This window comes from Pseudomonas sp. ok272, assembly GCF_900109995.1.
Lineage (GTDB): Bacteria > Pseudomonadota > Gammaproteobacteria > Pseudomonadales > Pseudomonadaceae > Aquipseudomonas.
Genome location: NZ_FOCB01000011.1, coordinates 7,133 through 27,551 on the forward strand (window position 1 = coordinate 7,133; position 20,419 = coordinate 27,551).

General features: G+C 62.7%; 15 protein-coding genes. 3 read left to right on the forward strand and 12 right to left on the reverse strand.

Features of this window, described 5'->3' with window-relative positions; all coding sequences use genetic code 11:
- Positions 1-87: 87 nt before the first annotated feature.
- The 3 genes from BMW74_RS16285 to BMW74_RS16295 form a co-directional block, all read right to left on the reverse strand.
- The gene (locus tag BMW74_RS16285; RefSeq protein WP_093423275.1) at positions 88-267 is read right to left on the reverse strand and encodes a hypothetical protein; all 180 of its coding nucleotides are present in this window, start codon (positions 265-267) and stop codon (positions 88-90) included.
- A 156-nt stretch (positions 268-423) separates the two neighbouring features.
- Positions 424-1,599 carry a lactonase family protein gene (locus BMW74_RS16290; RefSeq protein ID WP_093423278.1) on the reverse strand — a complete coding sequence of 392 codons (1,176 nt, stop codon included), beginning with the start codon at positions 1,597-1,599 and terminating at the stop codon, positions 424-426.
- Positions 1,586-1,885 carry a DUF5629 family protein gene (locus BMW74_RS16295; RefSeq protein WP_093423281.1) on the reverse strand — a complete coding sequence of 100 codons (300 nt, stop codon included), beginning with the start codon at positions 1,883-1,885 and terminating at the stop codon, positions 1,586-1,588. The genes BMW74_RS16290 and BMW74_RS16295 overlap by 14 nt, the downstream gene beginning before the upstream one ends.
- Positions 1,886-2,162: 277 nt before the next feature.
- Between BMW74_RS16295 and BMW74_RS16300 the strand changes: the two genes are divergently transcribed.
- Complete coding sequence (locus tag BMW74_RS16300) at positions 2,163-6,827, forward strand: dermonecrotic toxin domain-containing protein (protein ID WP_093423285.1); 4,665 nt, start codon at positions 2,163-2,165, stop codon at positions 6,825-6,827.
- A 119-nt stretch (positions 6,828-6,946) separates the two neighbouring features.
- Here the strand turns inward: BMW74_RS16300 and BMW74_RS16305 are convergent, their stop codons facing one another.
- From BMW74_RS16305 to BMW74_RS16340, 8 genes are all read right to left on the reverse strand, one after another.
- Positions 6,947-9,322 carry an efflux RND transporter permease subunit gene (locus tag BMW74_RS16305; RefSeq protein ID WP_093423289.1) on the reverse strand — a complete coding sequence of 792 codons (2,376 nt, stop codon included), beginning with the start codon at positions 9,320-9,322 and terminating at the stop codon, positions 6,947-6,949.
- 37 nt (positions 9,323-9,359) lie between these two features.
- Positions 9,360-10,415 carry a WD40/YVTN/BNR-like repeat-containing protein gene (locus tag BMW74_RS16310; protein WP_093423292.1) on the reverse strand — a complete coding sequence of 352 codons (1,056 nt, stop codon included), beginning with the start codon at positions 10,413-10,415 and terminating at the stop codon, positions 9,360-9,362.
- 887 nt (positions 10,416-11,302) lie between these two features.
- Positions 11,303-13,960 carry an aminopeptidase N gene (pepN, locus tag BMW74_RS16315; RefSeq protein WP_093423295.1) on the reverse strand — a complete coding sequence of 886 codons (2,658 nt, stop codon included), beginning with the start codon at positions 13,958-13,960 and terminating at the stop codon, positions 11,303-11,305.
- Positions 13,961-13,977: 17 nt separating this feature from the next.
- Positions 13,978-14,808, reverse strand: coding sequence for a DUF2797 domain-containing protein (locus BMW74_RS16320; protein ID WP_093423298.1), 831 nt, complete (start codon positions 14,806-14,808; stop codon positions 13,978-13,980).
- Complete coding sequence (locus BMW74_RS16325) at positions 14,805-15,065, reverse strand: YeaC family protein (protein WP_093423301.1); 261 nt, start codon at positions 15,063-15,065, stop codon at positions 14,805-14,807. Before BMW74_RS16325 ends, BMW74_RS16320 begins: the two co-directional genes overlap by 4 nt.
- 42 nt (positions 15,066-15,107) lie before the next feature.
- Positions 15,108-15,980: a rhomboid family intramembrane serine protease gene (locus BMW74_RS16330; protein WP_093423304.1), complete on the reverse strand. Its 873-nt coding sequence runs from the start codon at positions 15,978-15,980 to the stop codon at positions 15,108-15,110.
- On the reverse strand, positions 15,977-16,948 hold the full coding sequence (locus BMW74_RS16335) for a metallophosphoesterase (protein ID WP_093423308.1): 972 nt from the start codon (positions 16,946-16,948) through the stop codon (positions 15,977-15,979). The genes BMW74_RS16330 and BMW74_RS16335 overlap by 4 nt, the downstream gene beginning before the upstream one ends.
- On the reverse strand, positions 16,948-17,838 hold the full coding sequence (locus BMW74_RS16340) for an NAD(+) kinase (RefSeq protein ID WP_019690613.1): 891 nt from the start codon (positions 17,836-17,838) through the stop codon (positions 16,948-16,950). The genes BMW74_RS16335 and BMW74_RS16340 overlap by 1 nt, the downstream gene beginning before the upstream one ends.
- Before the next feature lie 106 nt (positions 17,839-17,944).
- Here BMW74_RS16340 and BMW74_RS16345 point away from each other — a divergent pair, with 106 nt between their 5' ends.
- Positions 17,945-18,946, forward strand: a complete 1,002-nt coding sequence (locus tag BMW74_RS16345; protein WP_093423312.1) for a DUF1853 family protein — start codon at positions 17,945-17,947, stop codon at positions 18,944-18,946.
- Between the two features lie 472 nt (positions 18,947-19,418).
- Here the strand turns inward: BMW74_RS16345 and BMW74_RS16355 are convergent, their stop codons facing one another.
- Positions 19,419-19,976 carry an NADPH-dependent FMN reductase gene (locus BMW74_RS16355; RefSeq protein ID WP_093423316.1) on the reverse strand — a complete coding sequence of 186 codons (558 nt, stop codon included), beginning with the start codon at positions 19,974-19,976 and terminating at the stop codon, positions 19,419-19,421.
- 183 nt (positions 19,977-20,159) lie between these two features.
- On the opposite strand from BMW74_RS16355, the gene BMW74_RS16360 reads away from it, so the two are divergent.
- Entirely contained in the window at positions 20,160-20,396 is a 237-nt protein-coding gene (locus BMW74_RS16360; RefSeq protein WP_093423321.1) for a hypothetical protein, read from the forward strand.
- Positions 20,397-20,419: the final 23 nt, after the last annotated feature.

The following is a 20,419-nucleotide window of genomic DNA, read 5'->3' on the forward strand; positions in this document are numbered from 1 at the left end:
GAATGTGCTGGCCTCTTCGCGAGCAGGCTCGCCCCCACCGGTTGATTCAATCCCACTCAGGGATCTGGGGGGCTTGTCGATTGGTTTTCAGTGCGCGGTCTTGTGGTCCAGCGCCGCGTAGAAGTTGGCGCTTTGTTGCAGGTATTTGTGGGTGTAGCTCTGGGTGCTGGATGTCTTGGCGTTGATTTCGACGTTGGCGTGGGCGGGCAAGGCAACGCTGGCGGAGATCGCGGAAGCGGCAATGACCGAGAAAAGATTGAAGTTCATGGCGGTAACCCTCGTGTGCAGTTGACATGTTTGCCTGTGTAGGCCGTGAAGCCAACTTACGCCCGGGGGTGACGGTGCTTGAAATGTTTTGCAGCACTAACGGATATCACTGCGCTTGATACAGCGGCGCAGGCCCCGATAAACGGGGCCTGCGGCTTATTGAAGGAGGAGAAACTTGATATCGCTGGGCGCATCGAACGCCAGCTTTTGCACCGTGCGGCCTAACAGCCCGGTCTGCACATCGCGCTCGATGACAACGATCTGATTGCTCTTCTGGTTGGCCACCAGCACGAACTTGCCGCTCGGGTCGAGGGCGAATTCCCGCGGGTGATCGCCGTCGACCGAACGCCGTTGCAGCGCCTTGAGCTGACCATTGAACGGGTCGATGGCAAACACCAGCAGTTCGTTGGCCGCGCCGCGGTTGCTGACGTAGAGGTACTTGCCGTCCTTGGACGCATGCAGCGCCGCCCCGGCTTTGTTCGCCGGCGGTTGCCCAGCCGCCAGGTCGACCAACTGGCGCTGGGTCAGTTGGCCCGCGTGGTAATCGAACACCGCGACCTGCGCGCTCATTTCCAGGCTCAGGTACGCGTGCTTGCCGTCGGCGCCAAACAGCAGGTGCCGGGGCCCGCTTCCCGGTGGCAACGGCACCGAGGCCGGCGTGGCGGCGGTCAATGGGTGTTCGGGATTGGCCTGAGGGTCGTAGCGGTAGACAAACACCTGGTCCGCGCCCAGGTCGTTGGCAAACACGTACTGGCCGTCCGGCGAAGACACCGTGGAATGCACATGGGCCGAGGCCTGGCGCTCGGGGTTGACCCGACTCGCCGGGTGGCTGCTCAGTTGCACCGGGGGTGACAAGCGCCCATCGCGGTCAATCGGCAATACCGCCAGGCTGCCGCCCGGGTCCGCGGCCACCGAGTAATTGCTGACGAACAGGTACTGGCCGTCATGGCTCACGCTGGAATGGGTTGGCTCGTTGCCCAGGCTCTGCACCTGGTTGATCAGGCTCAGTTGATGGCTCTTGGGATCGAGCGCATAGCTGCTGACCCGGCCCACGGGGTCGGCTTGCCCGGGGCCGTTCTCATTGACCACGAACACCCGGCGCTGATCGGCGGACAGGGTCAGCCATGACGGGTTGGCACTCTTGACCACTTGCAGGGGCGTGGCATCGAGTTGTCCGCGGTGGCTGTCGAAGCTGAGCTGGTAGATCCCCTGGCTCTGGCCCTGGGTGTAGCTGCCGACCAGCAGTTCATGCCGCTCGGCAGGCGCGGCGTGCACCCCCATCGCGCCAATACTGCCAGCGATCAATAGAGGCCAGGCGTTAGGCATCCGCATGCTCGTCGCCCTCATCATTATCGCCACCAAATGCCCCAAGGCACTCCAGGCGATGCTCACCCGAGTCCCCGGTGAGGGTCCAGCAATGCAGGGTGGTATCGAAAGTCGCCGCCTCGACCTGAGCAGGGGTGAACACCCAATGCTTGAGCGTACGGCCGTCCATGCACTCGATGTGCAGGTCAGCCTCGTCCTCCTCCAGCCAGAAGTCGGAGGCATGCAGCCCGTCGATCAGCAGCATGTCGCAGGAATCCAGGGCAAGGAGCAGGGTGTCAGTCATGGCGGTCATCACAATCGGTCATCAGGGGAAAAGACGCTAATGATAGGTCAATCCCCCACACCTTTCCCCTGTTGCGTGGTAATGGGCTACCGCACCTCACGCGGTCGAGATTGCGATGCTTGCCGCAAGGCTTCCAACCATCACAGAACGGACGCTGACATGCCCACCCTGCCCGCCTGTTTCCCGACCTGGGCGCGTCCTGGCGGCCGACAGCGGGCGCAGCAACCGTGGATCGACCGGCAACCCGCGATCCACGCTCTTTCGGTTGACTCAAAAAGGACGTTTTATGTCGACACCTTCACCCACACCGCCACGGCTGGCCGCCGCCGTCAGCCAGCAGTTTGCCCAGCGCACCCGCCTGGACAGCGTGATCATCCAATTGCTCGGCGCTGCCATTGCCGAGCGCTACCCCAACCTGGTCATCGACCTGAACCGCACCCACCTGGCCAGGCCACAGCACCCCGGTCGAGGCTGGAAGCTGATCCCCTTGTTGCAGGTGGTACGCGACTACCTGTCCAGCGGCAGCCCCCTGGATTTCAGCGACGTCGACGATGTCGAGTATTACCTCTCCGATGCCCCGCCCAAACGCCTCAAGCTGCCGGGGCTGACCCGCGACAAGCTCGACATGAAGGTCATCGAAGGGTTGATCAAGGAATTGTCGCGGACCTTGGCTATCGGCCTGCAGGATGCCTTGGTCCGCGACTGGAACGCCGACGCCGGCAACGGCATCAGTCGCTGGCAGTGGCTGAGCAACCTGCTCGCCGACACCTTGAGGATCAGCGGTCTCAGGCAGCCTGGACTGGACACCAAAGCCCGCACTACCCTCGACCAACTCGTCACCACCCCCGACCGCGACCAGCGCCAGGCCAGGCATGGCCAGGACGCGGTGTTTGCCTATGGCCTGGAGACCACGCTCAACAACGCGACACAGACCGTCACCCTGCTGGGAACGGAACTGCTGCTGACCCGTTCGATCAACGGCAACGCGCCGGTCCTGCTGTGCCACCCCAATGGCCATGTCGAGGTGTTTGCCTCCATGGACGCCTTCACCCAGACCTGGGGCGAACGCCTGAGCGCCCAGTACACCGCGCAGTCCATCGTCACCCATCGCTGTGAACTGGACGGCAACGTATTCCATCAGCAAGCGGCGATGATCCTCAATCAACAGCTGGAGCACCTGCAGGCGCTGCAACTGCCGCTCAAGCTGGACGCGGCCACGCTTGACCGGTTGCACCTTGAGCTGACCGACCCCGGGCCGTTGTTGGTGGGCCCACAGCTCGCCCATCCCCGTGAGCTTGACCTGTTGCGCCCCCATCTGGCGCCGTGGCTGCTGCAGGCCAGCCCCGCCGACCGGGCCACCTACCGGCAATACAGCCTGGCGCTGGCCAGTGCGAAAGTCCGCGGCGCCGGCCGGACCTTCCTCAGTGACATCCCTGACATCCAGGCCTACAGCCTCGACGCCTTGCAGCGTGAGCTGAACCGCGACGCCGCGAGCCTCGGCACCCCGGCCCCACACCCGGACGACCTGCAACTGACCTTCACCGTCGCTGCCGGGTACCCCGGAACTGTCGGCATCATCAAGCATGTGTCCATGAGTTTGAGTGAGCTGGCCATCCACAGCCTGGTCGCCCGCCCCAGCGGCCAGTTGCGCGTGACCCATCGCCAGGGCGGCGTCCTGCCCGACTGGCTGACGCCCGACTACATCACGCGCTCGGGTGGCCTGATCGAGCGGGTGGACATCGGCCAGCACTACCCCGACATGCTCAGCGAACAGCTGCTGGGCGATACGCCCGAGGTGCGTGAGCGCGAGGTGCTGTTCGCCGACCAGCAGGCGGCGCAACTGCCGCTGCTGGCGCTGGAGCTGCACCTCAAGCAAGAAGCCGGGCTGAGCCGCGCGGGCGCGCAGCGTGTCGCCGACTTGATGCACACCGATGCGAGCCATCCCGACACGGTGATCCGGCGCCTGCTGGTGCTGCGCAGCCCCGATGCGACCCCGGACGTGGTGAGCGACATGTACATCATCGAGGCCATCGACCCGCGCAGCGGTCCGCATTTGCTGTACCGGCCGCTGTATCCCCAGCCGCTACTGGAATACCCCAGCCGCTGGGAGTTGCTCCAGGCCATCGCCCAACCCGGCGAACTGCAAGACAGCGTGTTGACTTGGATGAGCGACAGCGCCCGGCCGATTTATGCCAACGGCGGCTTTCAGCAACCCCATTATGTGCGCTTTGGCCTGGGCGACGAGTTCTCCGTGCCGAGGGTCCCGGAGCCCGCCCGGCTCGGGATCGACAGTGACGATGACGAGTTGCACCAATGGCTGATGACTGGGCGCCTGATGCAATACCTGTTCAGTAAGAACGCCCAGGCCCTGGTGGATCAAGCCAAGCATGAATCGGTGTCCACCCGCGAGAGCCGCTGGCGAGTGCTGCTGGAAGGTGGCGGACTGCTGTTCAACAACCTGCTGCCCTTGTTGCGCGGCCCCGCCATGCTCACCGGCTGGCTATTGAGTCTGATCGGCAGCCTGGCCAACGATATCCAGTCACTCGCGGGGCCGGACCCGGTGTCCCAGGAACAGGGCACCGTCGACTTGCTGCTCAACCTCGGTCTGTTGCTGTTGGATGTACCCGCCGTCACCTTGGACAAACCGCCGCTGGCGCCCGAACTCAAACATCAGGCCCTGCGTGCCCCCGTGCCCCGGCGCATTGCCCAACAGTGGCCCGAGCCGCCACCGCCGGTGATTCGCGAAGGTATGGTGACGTTGCCAGGGGAATGGCTGCCAACCGCCAAGCCGCTGCTGGACTTCAGCTTCGCCCAGGCCAACGACCGCCTCACCGTCCGCCAACGTATGCAATTGGCCCGCTTCAAGCTGGCATTGACCCACCCACTGCCACCCCCCGTGCTCAATGGCCCGCGCCAGGGCTTGTACATATTCGATAACCAATGGCACGCCCTGGTGGACGGCGATGTGTTCAAGGTGGTGCTGGAGCCCGATGCCCGTGTCGTCATCGTCGACCCCGCCGACGCCCGCCTGCGTGGCCCTTACCTGCGCCCCCACGGTAACGGACGCTGGTCCGTCGATACCCGCCTGCGCCTGCGCGGTGGCATGCCACCCGGGCGGATCGCCGCCGAACGCCAGCGCAAGGCGCAACGCATCCAGCAGCTGAATGCGCAGTACAAACAGTTCCTCGAGCAACAGGCCGGCGCGCTGAGCACCACGAACAAGCGCCTGATCGACCTGCAAGCCAGTGAGAGCGACCCCACGCTGAATGAGCGTCAGCGTGCCGAGTTGCGCCGACTCGCCGAACAGGCCTTGCGCGAACAGACCGACAGTTTCAAACAGCTGCTCGACTCGCTCAAGGAGCGCGAAGAACTGGGCATTGGCCTGTCCCAGTCCGTCGTCACCTCCCTGCTGACCAGCAGCATCACCAACGCGCGCACCCTGGTGGTGATCGCCGAAAATGACCGACAGGCCCTGTACGATGCCCAACCACGGTTCACCCCGCGCAACCCCAGGTTTACCCTGGATGTGCTGGCCGACCCAACGGGACACCGGCAATTCATCGATCAGTTGCTGGAGATCAATGAGCGCTCTATTGCCTGGCTCGAACTCAAGGATCGTTACCTCGACGAGCTGTATGGCCTGGGTTCCGCCGGCCGAGAACAGTACCTGAAGATGACCCGCGACCGCCCCGCCGAACTCAGTGCCCTGGGGGTCAAGGAGCTGCAGATTCACACCCTCAAGCTCAGGGCCTTCGACGAGCTGACGGGGCAATCGCTCGAAACCCAGGAAGCGCTCCACCACCTGTTCCTGCCCTTGCACGAGCACGTGCGCACCCATGCCGAACTCAATGCCCTGGAGCTGGCGGCCGACGAGCGCCTCAGTGTCCTGGAAAGCCTGGTCGAACACTACGGCCGCACCCTGGACGGGTTGAAAGGGCTGGGCATGGTCAACGCGGACGAGCTGCACACCGACTACTTCGGCAGGCTGCTGACACTGATCGAAGCGCTGTATCAGGACGTGACGACGCAACTGGCCAGCGAGATCAAGCCCCTTGCGCAGCCCCGCGTACACCCGCCCAGGCGCAGCCCGGTCGCCGTCGGCCGGCCGCAGAAAAGAGTCATCCGCACGGAACGCAAAGGCACCTTGATTGGCGAGCTCAGGCCGGCCAGCGCCGACCTGCCGATTGATGTCGTGGAGGTGCGATCCGAAGAGACCAATCAGGTGTTGGGCACCTACGCACAACGCGGCGGCGAGTGGAACGAGTTCCGGACCGTGCGCGCACCTGGCCCCGCGCCCGCCCCTCGTGCGGTGAGCCCGCTCAAGGGGCAAGCGCGCAAACTGCTGGCCAAGCTCGAACAGCACCTGCTGCGTGGCGATGAGTACAAGAAAGTCTGCCGCCACCCGCAAGAGGTGCAAGAGATCCTTGACCTGGAGTCCACCCGCTACGACAAATTGGCCACCGAACTGGATCGCGCGATCCAGGCCATGCCTGAAAGCGCCCGTGTCCAGGCCGATCAAACCCTGCTCGACAACCTGCGCAGCGGCGCGGTGCGCTTGACTGAGAAAGGCAAGGCATTGCGTATCCAACTGTGCCTGGAGCTAGCGCCCACCCATGGCAACCTGGCCTACTTGATCAGTGAAAGGCGCGCCAACATGGCCCTGTTGGGTGAGCGCATTCGCTTGAGTGGCGAGCGCAAGGACTTCGTCCAGGAGTACGCCATCAATGATGAGAAAGGCTATCCGTTGTGGTATGCGCACTTTCACTACCCCAGCGCCAACACGTCCAAGCTTGACTACACCGTTGCCCACCTGAAAACCCGTGAACAGCGCCGTGTCAGCTACTACACCTTGCTCAACGGAGCCCAGGGTTCGCAGGCCATCGTCAACGTGCATCGCGGGTTGATCGGCAGGCCGTTGGCTGAGCGCTGGTTCCTGCCGCTGGCGCCCTGAGGGCCACGCAAAAAAATGTGGGAGCGAGCCTGCTCGCGATGGCGGACAGTCACTGTTGAATGTGCTGTCCTCATCGCGAGCAGGCTCGCTCCCACACAGGGGTTGCGTTTAACTCACGGTCAGTGAGCGAACAGCGAGTTGCCCTTCTGCCCGGCGAGTTTCTCCGGCTTGATCAGGAACCGCGCCAGGGCCGGCAACAGCCACAACGCACCGAACATGTTCCACAGCAACATGAAGGTCAGCATCAGGCCCATGTCGGCCTGGAACTTGATGGCCGAGAAGATCCAGGTGCACACGCCGATGGCCAGGCACAAACCGGTGAACAGCACCGCCTTGCCGGTCGACTTCAGCGTCTGGTAATAGGCTTCTTGCAACGGCAGGCCGGCACGCAGGAAGCTTTCCAGGCGACTGTAGATGTAGATCCCGTAGTCCACGCCAATCCCCACCCCGAGCGCCACCACCGGCAAGGTCGCGACTTTCACGCCAATGCCCATGAAGGCCATCAGGGCGTTGCCCAGCACCGAGGTCAGCACCAGCGGCAAGACGATGCACAGCGTCGCCGCCCAGGAGCGGAAGGTGATCATGCACATGGTCGCCACGCAGATGTACACCAAGATCAGGATGGTCAGTTCCGATTCCTTGATCACCTCGTTGGTGGCCGCCTCGATCCCAGCGTTACCGGCCGCGAGGATGAACTCCAGGCCGTCCTTGTTGTTCTCCTTGGCAAACTCCTGCACCGCATGCACCGCCCGGTCGAGGGTCTCGGCCTTGTGGTCGTTGAGGAACACCAGCACCGGCGCCAGCGAGCAACTGTTGTTGTACAGGCCATCAGCGCGGGCGATGGAGTTGTTCAGGACATCCGGGTTACGCGACAGGGTTTCCCATTTCAGGTTGCCTTCGTTCATGCCCTTGATCATCTGCTTGGACACGGTCACCAGGGAAATCGCCGACTGCACGCCCTCGGTGTTCTGCATCTTCCACATCAGCTCATCGATCGGCGCCATGGCTTCGAAGCGCGAGCAGCCTTCGGCCTTGGTCTTGACCATCACCACCAGCACGTCGGAGCTGGTGGAGTAGTTGTTAATGATGAAGTTGTTGTCCTTGTTGTAGCGCGAGTCCGGACGCAACTCCGGTGCACCCTGGTCGAGGTCACCGATCTTCAGGTTCTTGCTGTACCACAGGCCACCACCGAAGGCGATCAACGCGATCAGGATCGACACCGGGGCCACCTTGGCGCTGGCGAAGTTGGACAGCAGGCGCCAGAACGGGTGCTCGCGGTTCGCGTCCTTCTTGCTCTTGGCGATGGCGCGCTTGCTGATGCCGACGTAGGAGATGGCCACCGGCAACAGGATCAGGTTGGTGAACACGATCACCGCCACGCCGATGGACGCGCCGATGGCCAGTTCACGAATCACCCCGATGTCGATGATCAGCAAGGTGATGAAGCCCACGGCGTCGGCGAGGATCGCGATCATCCCCGGCAGGAACAACTGGCGGAACGTGCGCCGCGCCGCGGTCAGGGCGTTATCGGCCTCGCTGGACTGCAAGGCGATGCCGTTGATCTTCTGCACGCCGTGGGAAATACCGATGGCGAAGATCAGGAACGGTACCAGCATCGAGTATGGGTCCAGCCCGAAGCCGAAGGCGTGCATCAGGCCCAGTTGCCAGACCACCGCCACCAGGGTGGTAATCAGTACGGCGATGGTGCTGCGCACGCAGTTGGTGAACCACAGCAGCAGGACCAGGGTGATGACGAACGCGATGCCGAAGAACAGCACCACCATGATCAAGCCATCGATCAGGTCACCGACCTTCTTGGCGAAGCCGACGATGTGGATCTTGATGTTGGGGTTTTGCTTCTCGAACTTGTCGCGGATCTTCTCTTCCAGCTCATGGGAGAACTTCTGGTAGTCCAGCGCGAGCAACTTGCCCTGGTCCTGCGGGTCCGGGTAGGACTCCAGCAGCGGGATGTCGACGATGCTCGACTTGAAGTCGTTGGACACCAGGCGCCCCACCTGCCCCGACTTGAGCACGTTGTTGCGCAACAGGTCCAGGCTGTCGGGCGAGCCGTCATAGCTCTGCGGGATCACCTCGCCACCGGCGAAGCCTTCCTCGGTCACTTCGGTCCAGCGAACACTCGGGCTCCACAGCGACTTGAGGCCCGAACGGTCGACGCCGGAGATGTAGAACACCTCATCGTGGATCTGGCGCAGGGTCTCCATGTATTCCTTGGAGAAGATGTCGCCATCGGTGGCCTCCACGGAAATCCGTACCGTGTTGCCCAGGTTCGCCAGGTCGTTGCGGTGCTCCATCATCTTCTCGATGAACGGATGCTTGAGCGGGATCATTTTTTCGAAGCTGGTGGACGGCCGGATCAGCGTCGCCTGCCAGAACAGGAAGATACTCACCAACAGGCAGATGACGATCACCGCCGGGCGGTTGTTGAAAATCAGGCGCTCGAGGAACGTCGCCTTGTCTTGATGATGGCTGCTCATGACTGTATTGACTCCGCCTTCTTATTATTTTCCCGGCTCATTGATTCAGCTCGGCGCCGGTTGGCATCGACACGTGAATACCGCCCTGCCCGACCAGAATCAGATCGCCATTGCCCGCCCCCGTGACGCCCGAGACCGAGATCCGATCCGAACGGTTGTACACGCTGAAGGTCTGGCCATCGTCCGTGCTGCGCACCACGCTGCCGCCGTTGCCGACGATCACGATGGAACCATCGTCTTGCAGGGTGGCGCCGGACAGCCCGAACTCCAGTTCGCCGCGTGCGGCCTTGAGTTCGATGGGGGTCCAGGTGGTGCCAAAGTCGGTGGATCGAAACAGGTTGCCGCGCAAGCCGTAGGCCAGCAGCGTCGAGGGTTGGCCGGTGCCGATCACGCCGAACAGCGAGCCTTCGTACGGCACTTCTGCCAGGCGTTCCCAGGTCTGGCCCCAATCGGCGGAGCGGAACATGCTGCCCTGCTCGCCGACAATGAACAGCCCGGCATCCTTGACCGCCGCGATGGCGTTGAGGTGGAGCTGGTCTTCGTTGTCGAGGCGGTCGCTGACGTCCTGCCAGTCCTTGCCGCCGTCGGCGGTCGTCAGCAGCGCACCGTAGGCGCCCACGGCGAAGCCGTTGCTGGCGTCCTTGAACCAGACGTCGAGCAACGGCGCTTCGCGCTTCAAATCTTCGAATTGCTTGGTCCAGGTCGCGCCACCGTCCTCACTGGCGAGGATCTGCGCGTCATGCCCGACGGCCCAGCCGTGCTTGTCATCGACAAAGTACACCGAGGTCAGCATCTGCCGCGACGGGACCTTGGCCTGGGTCCACGTGCCACCCTGGTCGTCGGAATACAGGATGTGCCCACGATCACCGACCGCGACCAGCCGTTTGCCGGCGTGCACCACATCGATCATCAGGCTCTTGGCCGCCTTGGCGGATTCGATGGCAAACACCGGGCTGGCGGGTGCCGCATCCGCCGCCATGGCAGGCGCCGACAGCAGTGCAGTGCCCAACAGCGAGAGCGCTGTAGCCAGCAACGCGAATTTGCGTATTGCCGGCGGGCGGCCAATACCCACACCCATGACAGGCTCACTCATAGACCTTTCCCCCATTATTATTGTTAGGTCATTCAACCTTTCAGGGCGCCGTCTAGGACACGCTTCTAACGACAAATTCCAGTCATTGTGCTGAAACCTGCAATCTAGAGCCCCTTCGGAAGCTGGCCTATCCTATCCAGCTTTGGAAACGTCTGACAATCGACGCCACGTTATCTTTTGTTAACCCACCTAATATGGGGGGTCGTCTGTGGATGCAACATCTGTGGACGACACAAGCAACTGTGGGAGCGAACCGGCTCGCGAAAGCAATAGCGCCGTCAACATCGCGGTTGAAGCGGCTACGGTCTTCGCGAGCAAGCCCGCTCCCACAGAGGGTCTGAGGTGGATGTGGCATATGTGGTCACTGCCGACCTGGGTGGGAGCGGGCTTGCTCGCGAAAGCGCCATATCAGGCAACATGGATGCCGACTGACATGTCCTCTTCGCGAGCAGGCTCGCTCCCACGGGGGGTCTGAGGTGGATGTGGCATATGTGGTCACTGCCGACCTGGGTGGGAGCGGGCTTGCTCGCGAAAGCGCCATATCAGGCAACATGGATGCCGACTGACATGTCCTCTTCGCGAGCAGGCTCGCTCCCACGGGGGGTCTGAGGTGGATGTGGCATATGTGGTCACTGCCGACCTGGGTGGGAGCGGGCTTGCTCGCGAAAGCGCCATATCAGGCAACATGGATGCCAACTGACACGCCCTCTTCGCGAGCAGGCTCGCTCCCACGGGGGATCTGAGGTGGACGTGGGATATGTGGTCACTGCCGAACTGGGTGGGAGCGGGCTTGCTCGCGAAAGCGCCATATCAGGCAACATGGATGCCGACTGACACGTCCTCTTCGCGAGCAGGCTCGCTCCCACGGGTTCGGCTGAGCCCGGCGATTACGCCAGGCTTTTGCTGACCACCTCAAACACATCGGCGGACAGCTCGCCCGAGGCGCGGATGCGTTCCAGCTCGGCCTTCATCAGTGCCTGGCGGGCGCTGTCGTACTTGCGCCAGCGGGTCAGCGGCGCCAGTTGGCGCGAGGCGATCTGCGGGTTGAAGCCGTTGAGTTCGATCACCAGATCCGCCAGGAAGCGATACCCCGAGCCATCGGCCGCGTGGAAGTTGATCAGGTTCTGCCCGGCAAACGCACCGACCAGGGCGCGGACCTTGTTCGGGTTCTTCAGGGTGAACGCCGGGTGCTGCATCAACGCCTTGACCCGCTGCAAGCCTCCGGGCAACGGGCAGCCGGCCTGCACGCTGAACCATTGGTCCATTACCAGCGGGTTGTCCTTGAAGTGCTCGGCGAAGCTGGCCAAGGCCTTGGCCTTCTCATCCTCGAACGGCGAGTTGACCAACACCGCCAGCGCGGTCAGGCGCTCGGTCATGTTGTCGCTGTTCTCGAACTGCTCCAGGGTCGCGGCCAGCACCTCGGGCTTGCCGCTCTGCATCAGGTACGACAGCGCGATGTTCTGCAACGCCCGGCGGGCAAAATGCGCGTTTTCGGCAAGGTAGGCGGTGTGCTTCGAGACTTCGCGATTGGCCTGGTAACGCGGCCACAGGCCATCGAACAGGTGCTCGGCCAATTGCTGGCGGGCAAACTCACGGGCGCCGTGGATGGCCTCGACGTCCGCCACCTCACTGATCTCGGTGAGATAGGCTTCGCTGGGCAACGACAGCATTTCGGCGACCATGGCCGGGTCCAGGGACTCGTCGGCCAACACGCTGCGCAGCGCCTCGATCAACCGTGGGTCCATCACCAACGCCTGCCCCGCCTGGTGCTGGGCGATCAGCTCTTGCAGCACCTGCACCGCCAATTGCTGGCCAGCGTCCCAACGGTTGAAACCGTCGCTGTCGTGTTGCATCAGGAACATCAGTTGGTCGCGGCTGTACGGGAAGCTCAGCTTCACTGGCGCCGAGAAGCCACGCAGCAAGGACGGCAGCGGGAACTGCGGGACGTCGACGAAGGTGAAGGTCTGCTCGGCCTCGGTCACCGAGATCACCCGTGAAGTGCCTTGTGCCGCGGGTTCGCCGCTCAGGCGCAGGGCAACTTCGGCGCCGCTGCGATCCAGCAGGCCCAACGCCACCGGGATCACGAACGGCAGCTTTTCGACGTTGTCCGGGGTGGCCGGGCAGCTTTGGCTGAAGGTCAGGCTGTAGGTCTGGGCCGCTTCGTCGTACGACTCGCTGACGACCAGGCGTGGAGTGCCGGCCTGGCTGTACCAGCGTTTGAACTGGGTCAGGTCGACACCGTTGGCATCTTCCATGGCCTTGATGAAGTCATCGCAGGTCACGGCCTGGCCGTCATGACGTTCAAAGTACAGGTCGCTGCCCTTGCGGAACCCGTCGGCGCCAAGCAAAGTGTGGATCATGCCAACCACTTCCGAACCTTTCTCGTAGACGGTCAGGGTGTAGAAGTTGGAGATCTCGATGAAGCTGTCCGGGCGCACGGCGTGGGCCATCGGACCGGCGTCTTCGGCGAACTGGTGGGTACGCAGGAACGCCACGTCCTGGATGCGCTTGACCGTGGCCGAGTTCATGTCCGCCGAGAACTGCGAGTCGCGGAACACGGTGAAGCCTTCCTTGAGCGACAACTGGAACCAGTCGCGGCAGGTCACGCGGTTGCCCGACCAGTTGTGGAAGTATTCGTGGGCGACAATCGCCTCGACCCGCTGGTGGGCGGCGTCGGTGGCGGTTTCGGCGCGGGCCAGCACGGCGCTGGAGTTGAAGATGTTGAGGCCCTTGTTCTCCATGGCGCCCATGTTGAAGTCATTGACCGCCACGATCATGAAGATGTCCAGGTCGTACTCGCGACCGTAGACTTCTTCGTCCCAGCGCATGGACTTCTTCAGGCTGTTCATGGCGTGCTGGCACTTGTCGATGTTTTCCGGCTCGACATAGATGCGCAACGCCACGCTGCGCTGGCTCAGGGTGGTGAAGCTGTCTTCGACGCACCACAGGTCACCGGCCACCAGCGCGAACAGGTACGCCGGCTTCATGAACGGGTCTTCCCAGGTCGCCCAGTGCCGGCCGTCTTCGCCGGGGCCCGAAGCCACCGGGTTGCCGTTGGACAGCAGCACCGGGTAGCGGTGTTGTTCGGCCACCACGGTGGTGGTGAACACGCTCATCACGTCCGGACGGTCGAGGTAATAGGTGATCTTGCGAAAGCCCTCGGCCTCGCATTGGGTGCAGAACATGCCGCTGGACTTGTACAGGCCTTCCAGGGCGGTGTTGGTCTCTGGGTGGATACGCACGCTGGTGTCGACCGTGAACTGCTCGCGGGTCGGGTGCAGGGTCAGCTCGCTGTCGCTCAACTGATAGTCAGTGGCGCCCAGCTCGACATCACCCAGGGCGACCGACAGCAGCTCCAGTTGCTGGCCGTCGAGTACCAGCGGCGGCAGGCCGGCGCCACGTGCCGGGTTACGGCGCATCACCAGTTGCGCATGGACCAGGCTGTGGTCCTCGAACAACTCGAAGGTCAGGTGCGTCTCGTCGATCAGGTACTCGGGCGCCTGATAGTCCTTCAGGTAAATCATCTTCGGCTGTTCGGTGCGCATGGCTCGACTCCTTCCTTCTACTGATGCACGGCGAGCTGGTAGGCCGTGTACTTGCGAATGTTGATGACCCCGGTGTCGAAGATCAGGTACTGGCCCTTGATCCCCATCAACGTGCCTTCGGCAATCGGGTTCTTGTCCAGGTTGAAACTGACGATCTTGGTCGGGTACTGCTCGATGGGGTAGCGGATTTCAATCGGCTCGACGTCGCTGATCGGCTGGATGGCCTGCAGGCCGAAACGCTCCTGCAACGCCAGCAGGCCTTCGGCGCAGCTGTCGAACAGTTGATCTCGGACCTGTTGCAGGTCGACCGGCGCGGCATCGCCCTTGAGCAGCGCACGCCAGTTGGTCTTGTCGGCCACCTGGCTGCGCAATACGTCTTCGACGAAGCCCGATTGCTGGCGGGTCGCGACGCGCATGATCGGCAGCGCCTGGCTGGCGCCCTGGTCGAGCCAACGGGTCGGCAACTGGGTGGCGCGGGTGATGCCGACCTTCACGCCCGACGAATTGGCCAGGTAGACCACGTGGTCGGTCATGCAGAACTGCTCGCCCCAGCTCGGTTCGCGGCAGGTGCCGGCGTCGAAGTGGCAGCGCTCCGGGCTCATGATGCACACGTCGCACTGGGCCAGCTTGGTCATGCACGGGTAGCAGTAGCCCTGGCTGAAGCTGGTCTTGGTCTTGCGTCCGCAATGGGTGCAATGGATCGCCCCCAGGTATTCCAGGCGCACCGTGCTGCCGATCATCGGGTTGACCGGCACCTCGGTATCGCCCAGGCGAAACGCGTATTGCACCGCCGACCCGTCCAGGCGCGCCGACATCTTGCTGATTGCACCACGGCCGATCTCAATCAATGGATGGCATCCGACTTGAACAGGATATTGGGCACCTGGATCGACTTCGAGCTGCACTCCTGCGGCCCCATGTAGCCGGTGCGCTGGTCTTCAGGCAGGTTCTGCACTTCCCAGGCGATCATCGCCTGCAACGACAGCTCACGCTGCTCGGCGGTCAGCTTGCCGCCGTCGGACCATTTGCCGATCTCCACAGCCAGCTTGAGGCTCTGGTAGATCTCGGGGGTGATGTTTTGGATCATTTCATTGAAAGAGGACATCAGGGTCTCCGTGCTCTTGTCATTCATACAGCGATTAAGGCGTTAGGCGGCAAGCTTACGGCGACTGTACAAGCCACCCAACAAACCGCTGAGGCATCCGACGAGCAACCCGCTGACGTGGGCGGCGTTGGCGATCTGGCCAAAGCCAATCAGCGAGATCAGCCCCGACATGCACAGCGCCAGCCACACCAGCATCATCACCAGCACACCACGGGGCAGGCGATAGATCGGGTTGGGCGATAACAGTTGGTAGATCCAGCAATGGCCGAGCAGGCCGTAGAGTACCCCGGACAGGCCGCCGAACAGGCTCGGGCCGCTGTAGTAGTACTGGGCGTAGTTCGACACCAGGCTGAACAACAGCGTCAGCCCCAGCAGGTTGATCCCGCCCTGGCGCGCTTCGATGCGCCGTCCCAGTTCCCAGTACCACATGCCGTTCATGGCCAGGTGCAGGAAGCCGAAGTGGATCAGCATCGGTGTGACCAGGCGCCACCACTGCCCCGCCGCCAGGCTGTCGGCCAGGGGCGTGAACTGGATGTAATCGCCCATCACCCGGAACTCAAGGAAGGTGAACCAGCGCAGCGTGTCGAGGTTCTCCCCCAACAGGGTGATCGCGCCAACGACGATGCTCAGCAGCAACACCAGGCCGGTGACGGGGCTGCTACGTACCTGTTCGGCAAATCCCGGGCGCTTGAAGGGGGCTTGGGGCGCAGGGATGTCCAGTTGCTGCTCGGGGTCGCCGGCCGGGAAGCGCTCGTACAGCGAGCGCACGTCCGCGCTGATCTCATTGGGCACCCAGAGCACCTGCTCGCCCGCTTCTTCGCTGACCCGGTGCGGGACCTGCATGCGTTGCAGCAACTTGACAAAACCACTCAGGTCCACCGCCAGCGGCAGACGTAAAACAGCAACAGCAGTCATTGCAGGGCCTCCGGCCGTTCGACATCGACCCAGACGAATTTTTGCGGATCGAGGCGTGTTTCCTGGTCCAGGCGATAGGCAACCAGTTTGCCGTAGAGCACGGCGCTGTAATCCAGGCAGGCCAGGTTCTGGCGGATCGGTGCCGGGGTGCCGCTGCGCCAGTAGTGGCCGACGAACAACAAGGGTTCGTCGACGCCATAGCGCAGCAGGGTGTTTTTTTCCGTGGAAGACAGCGGCGTCTGTGCCACCGGCTCGGGCAAGGCATCGGGCTGGAACACGATGTCGCCGTAGGTCTGCGGGTTGTCTTCCCAGAACTTGGTGCGAAAGAACGAACGGGTCAGGCCGTCGCCGCTGGTCATGGTCAAGCCATCGGGCAAGCGCATGTCGGTGCCGCGCAGCAAACGGTCGAAGGCCATGCAGGCAAAGCTGCCGGAAACCGCCGCGGCCTGGACAAAGTGCTCATCGACGCAGCCGTTGATGTGTTGGCTGCGCAGCAGGTCGATCAAGCCGCCATCCCAGCAGGCGTGGACCACACGAAAACGCCCGGCGTCGACAAACAGCGGCATCTCGTAGAACCACGCCAGGAAATCGTGCCAGTCGCCGGGGTGATGGGCGAACTGGTTGAGGGTTTCTTCGATCAGGCGACCGTGGCGCGGGTTGTGATCGCGCACATAGGCCTTGCCGCTGCCCGGTGGCGCCGGAGTGCTCCAGCCCAGCGCGTTGAACTCGTGGTTGCCCATGATGCACAGCGCCTGGCCGGCCTCGACCATGTCGTGCACGATGTGCAGCGCTTCGCGGATACGCGGGCCACGGTCGATGACGTCGCCGAGGAACACGGCCATGCGTGACGGATGGCGCCAGACGCCACCGAGCTTGCGGTACCCGAGTCGGTCCAGCAGATGCTCAAGGGTATGAGCGCAACCGTGCACGTCACCGATCAGGTCGTAGCTACGCGCGGGATCGAGCATCAGTCGCCTCCACCCCCCAAGCGGCTGCCCCAGCCCAGCTTGGTCCGGCAGACTTCGTAATAGTTGTGGTCCAGTGGGTGGATCAGGCGCAGCTTCTGTGCCTTCTTGCTCACGGTGATGGTGTCGCCGGGGGCGCAGGTGAAGTGGTTCTGCCCGTCACAGGAGACCTGCGGGTAGATCTGCATATCCTTGGACACGACGATTTTCAGCTCGCTGTTGCCATCGACCACAATCGGCCTTCCCGACAAGGTATGGGGGTACATCGGCACAATCACAATGGCATCGAGCTTGGGGTGCATGATCGGGCCGCCAGCCGACAGTGCGTAGGCGGTGGATCCGGTAGGCGTGGCGACGATCAAGCCGTCGGCCTTCTGGCTGCACACGAACTGGCCGTCGATGTACAACTCGAACTCGATCATCCGCGTGGACTTGCCAGGGTGCAGGACTACGTCGTTCAGCGCATCGCCCTGGCCAATGGCCTCGGCGTGCCGGCGCACCTCGGCCTGGAGCAGGAAGCGGTTTTCCACCAGGTAGTGGCCGTCGAGCACCTCGGCGACTTTCACTTCCAGCTCATCGGGGCGAATGTCGGTCAGGAACCCCAGGTTGCCCCGGTTGATCCCCAGCACCGGAATATTATGCCGCGCCAGGGCCCGGGCGGCGCCCAACAGGCTGCCGTCGCCGCCGACCACAATCACCATGTCACAGACTTCGCCGAGCATCTTGCGCGACGAGGTTTGCAGGCCGTGGCCGGGCAGGACTTCAGCGATGGTGTCTTCGAGAATCACGTGCAAGTGCCGGTCAAGCAGGAATCTTTTCAGTCGGCGGACGGTATCCAGCACCTGCGAACTGCCCAGGCGACCGATAATGCCGATATTGCGAAATTGCTCCATGGGGCTCCTGCGGGGGGTCTGCGACGACGAAAACCACGATTATGGGCGAAAGGGCCGACATAGACAAAATCCTTTCAGCCACGAGGTTAGAGACTATGCTCGCAATATGATCCTGTTCCCCGACTTACTCGCCCTGCCCCGCCAGTTGCGCCACCCTCAAGTGCGCGACCTGGCCTGGGTCATCCTCGCGCCGCCAATGCTCAAGCAAACCCCCTGGCCGCAGCGTCACCCCCTGGCCGGCAGCGACTGGGTGCGGGCGCCGGAGCAATTGCAACACTGGCTACACCAACTGGATCAGGACAGCACCGAACTGCAACGCTGGCTGGCACTCGGCGCCACGCGCCGCCTGGGCCTGTACTACGAACGCCTGTGGCAATTCGCCGTGCAGCACGCACCGGGCATCGAACTGATCGCCGCCAACCTGCCGATCCGCCGCGAAGGCCACACCCTGGGCGAGCTGGACATGCTGCTGCGCGACCGCGACGGCGTGCATCACCTGGAACTGGCCATCAAACTCTACCTCGGACCGCAAAACGGCGATGGCCTGGACACCGCCCAATGGCTGGGCCCCGGCTGCCATGACCGGCTGGACCGCAAACTGCAGCACCTGGTGCAGCACCAACTGCCCATTTCCGCCCGCCCCGAAAGCCGCCAAGTACTGGCCGACCTGGACATCGGCCCGTTCACGGCCCAATTGTGGCTGGGCGGTTACCTGCTGTACCCCTGGCCCGGCAAGAGCGCCTCACCCGACGGCGCCCACCCACAACACCTGCGCGGGCGCTGGCTGCATCAACGGGACTGGCCACGCTTCCTCGCCCAAAACGTCCCCGGCCGCTGGCAACCCCTGCCACGCCAAGCCTGGCTCGCACCCGCCCGCTACGCACCGGAACACACCTGGCCACCCACACAACTCACCACCTGGCTAACCACACTCGACCCGCAAGCTCCCGCACAGCTAATGGTACGCCTGGAAGAAAATCCCGAGGGTGATTGGGAAGAAGCCGAACGGCTGTTCCTGGTGGCAGACTTGTGGCCCAACGTCCCCGGGACACCCCAAACACTCACCACCACCACCACCACCACCACCACTCAACAGGCCGAGCGTTAGCTCGCCTGCCGCTCTTGATCTGGCTTTTGATCTTGATCTGGCTGTTGATCCACCCGCCCCATCGGCAGGCTGAGCGCAGGTGTCCCTCTGGGGACTGGCGCGCAGCGCCGTTCGACGCAGTCGAACACATCGCGTGGAGGTGCAGCGAAGCCAACCGGAGAGCGATGCCCCCAGAGGGATACCGTAGCGAAGGAACCCCGAGCCTTAGCGAGGGGCCGAACGCTCGGGGCGAGACCTTTGCTTCCTTTGGGCTGGGCCGGCACTCCGGCGTTTGCCAAAGGGAGTCGACCGTCAGGGCGAAACCACCAGTAGCCGCACCCGCAGCAATGGATATGTACACCAACAAGAGATAGGCCGGCCGGTGGGCCGCCTTCGCGACGGTGCGGCGATCCGACAAGCCCGCTCCCACAGTTTGAGTTGGTGTACATCCGCAATAGCCAGGCTGGCCGGCTGGCAAGCCAGCCCCACCACATCAAGCCTTCTTATGCTGCTCCACCCAATCCGCATAAGCATTAATAAAGCCCTGCAAGAACGGCCGCACCGACTCCGACAACTTCCCCGCCTCATCAAACGCCGCCCCAGCCCCACCCAGATAAGCCTCAGGCTGCTGCATACACGGCACATTCAAGAACACCAACGACTGACGCAAATGATGATTCGCGCCAAAACCACCAATCGCCCCCGGCGACACACTGATCACCGCCCCCGGCTTGCCACCCCAGGCACTCTTGCCATACGGCCTCGATCCCACGTCAATGGCATTCTTCATCGGAGCCGGTACTGAGCGGTTGTATTCGGGGGTGACGAACAGCACCGCGTCGGATGAGCTCACCTGCTGCCGGAAAGTGCTGTAGGCTGCGGGCGGTGTTACGTCGATGTCTTCGTTGTAGAGCGGCAGATCGCCAATTTCCACGATGTTCAACTTCAGGTTCGCCGGTGCCAGCTCAGCCAGTGCCAGCGCGACTTTGCGGTTGATCGACTGTTTTCTCAAGCTGCCAACCAGGACAGCAACCGTATGGACCTTGCTCATGGGAGATTCCGACTATCTGGCTAAAGGAGCCTGTAGTTATAGATGATTCAAGGGCAATCCACGCACTTGCGGCCAGGGAAACGTCGCTAAACACTATTTTTTTCCTGTAGGAAAACTTACCGATCTTATTGACGGTCTACAGAACCGCAAATTGAGTGTCTTATCTCCAGAGGTTCTAAGCAGATGGCAGCAGTACTCGTTGGACAATTCCATGCAAGAGATGCGGAAGGCCGCGTCTATTCCGTGCATGAGTTCCAGGATTCCACCGCTTCGGCAGACGGCATTACCCGCTCCACCCCCGTTCTCACCTACAAATTGGCGATCGGCGATCGTGTGAACAAAGTCGATGACAACGAATTTGTGCTGGTGCAATCAGGCATCACCATCATTCGTGACTCTGAAACCACCCGCGTTTCATAACCCGACTTTACAAGCTGACGTCA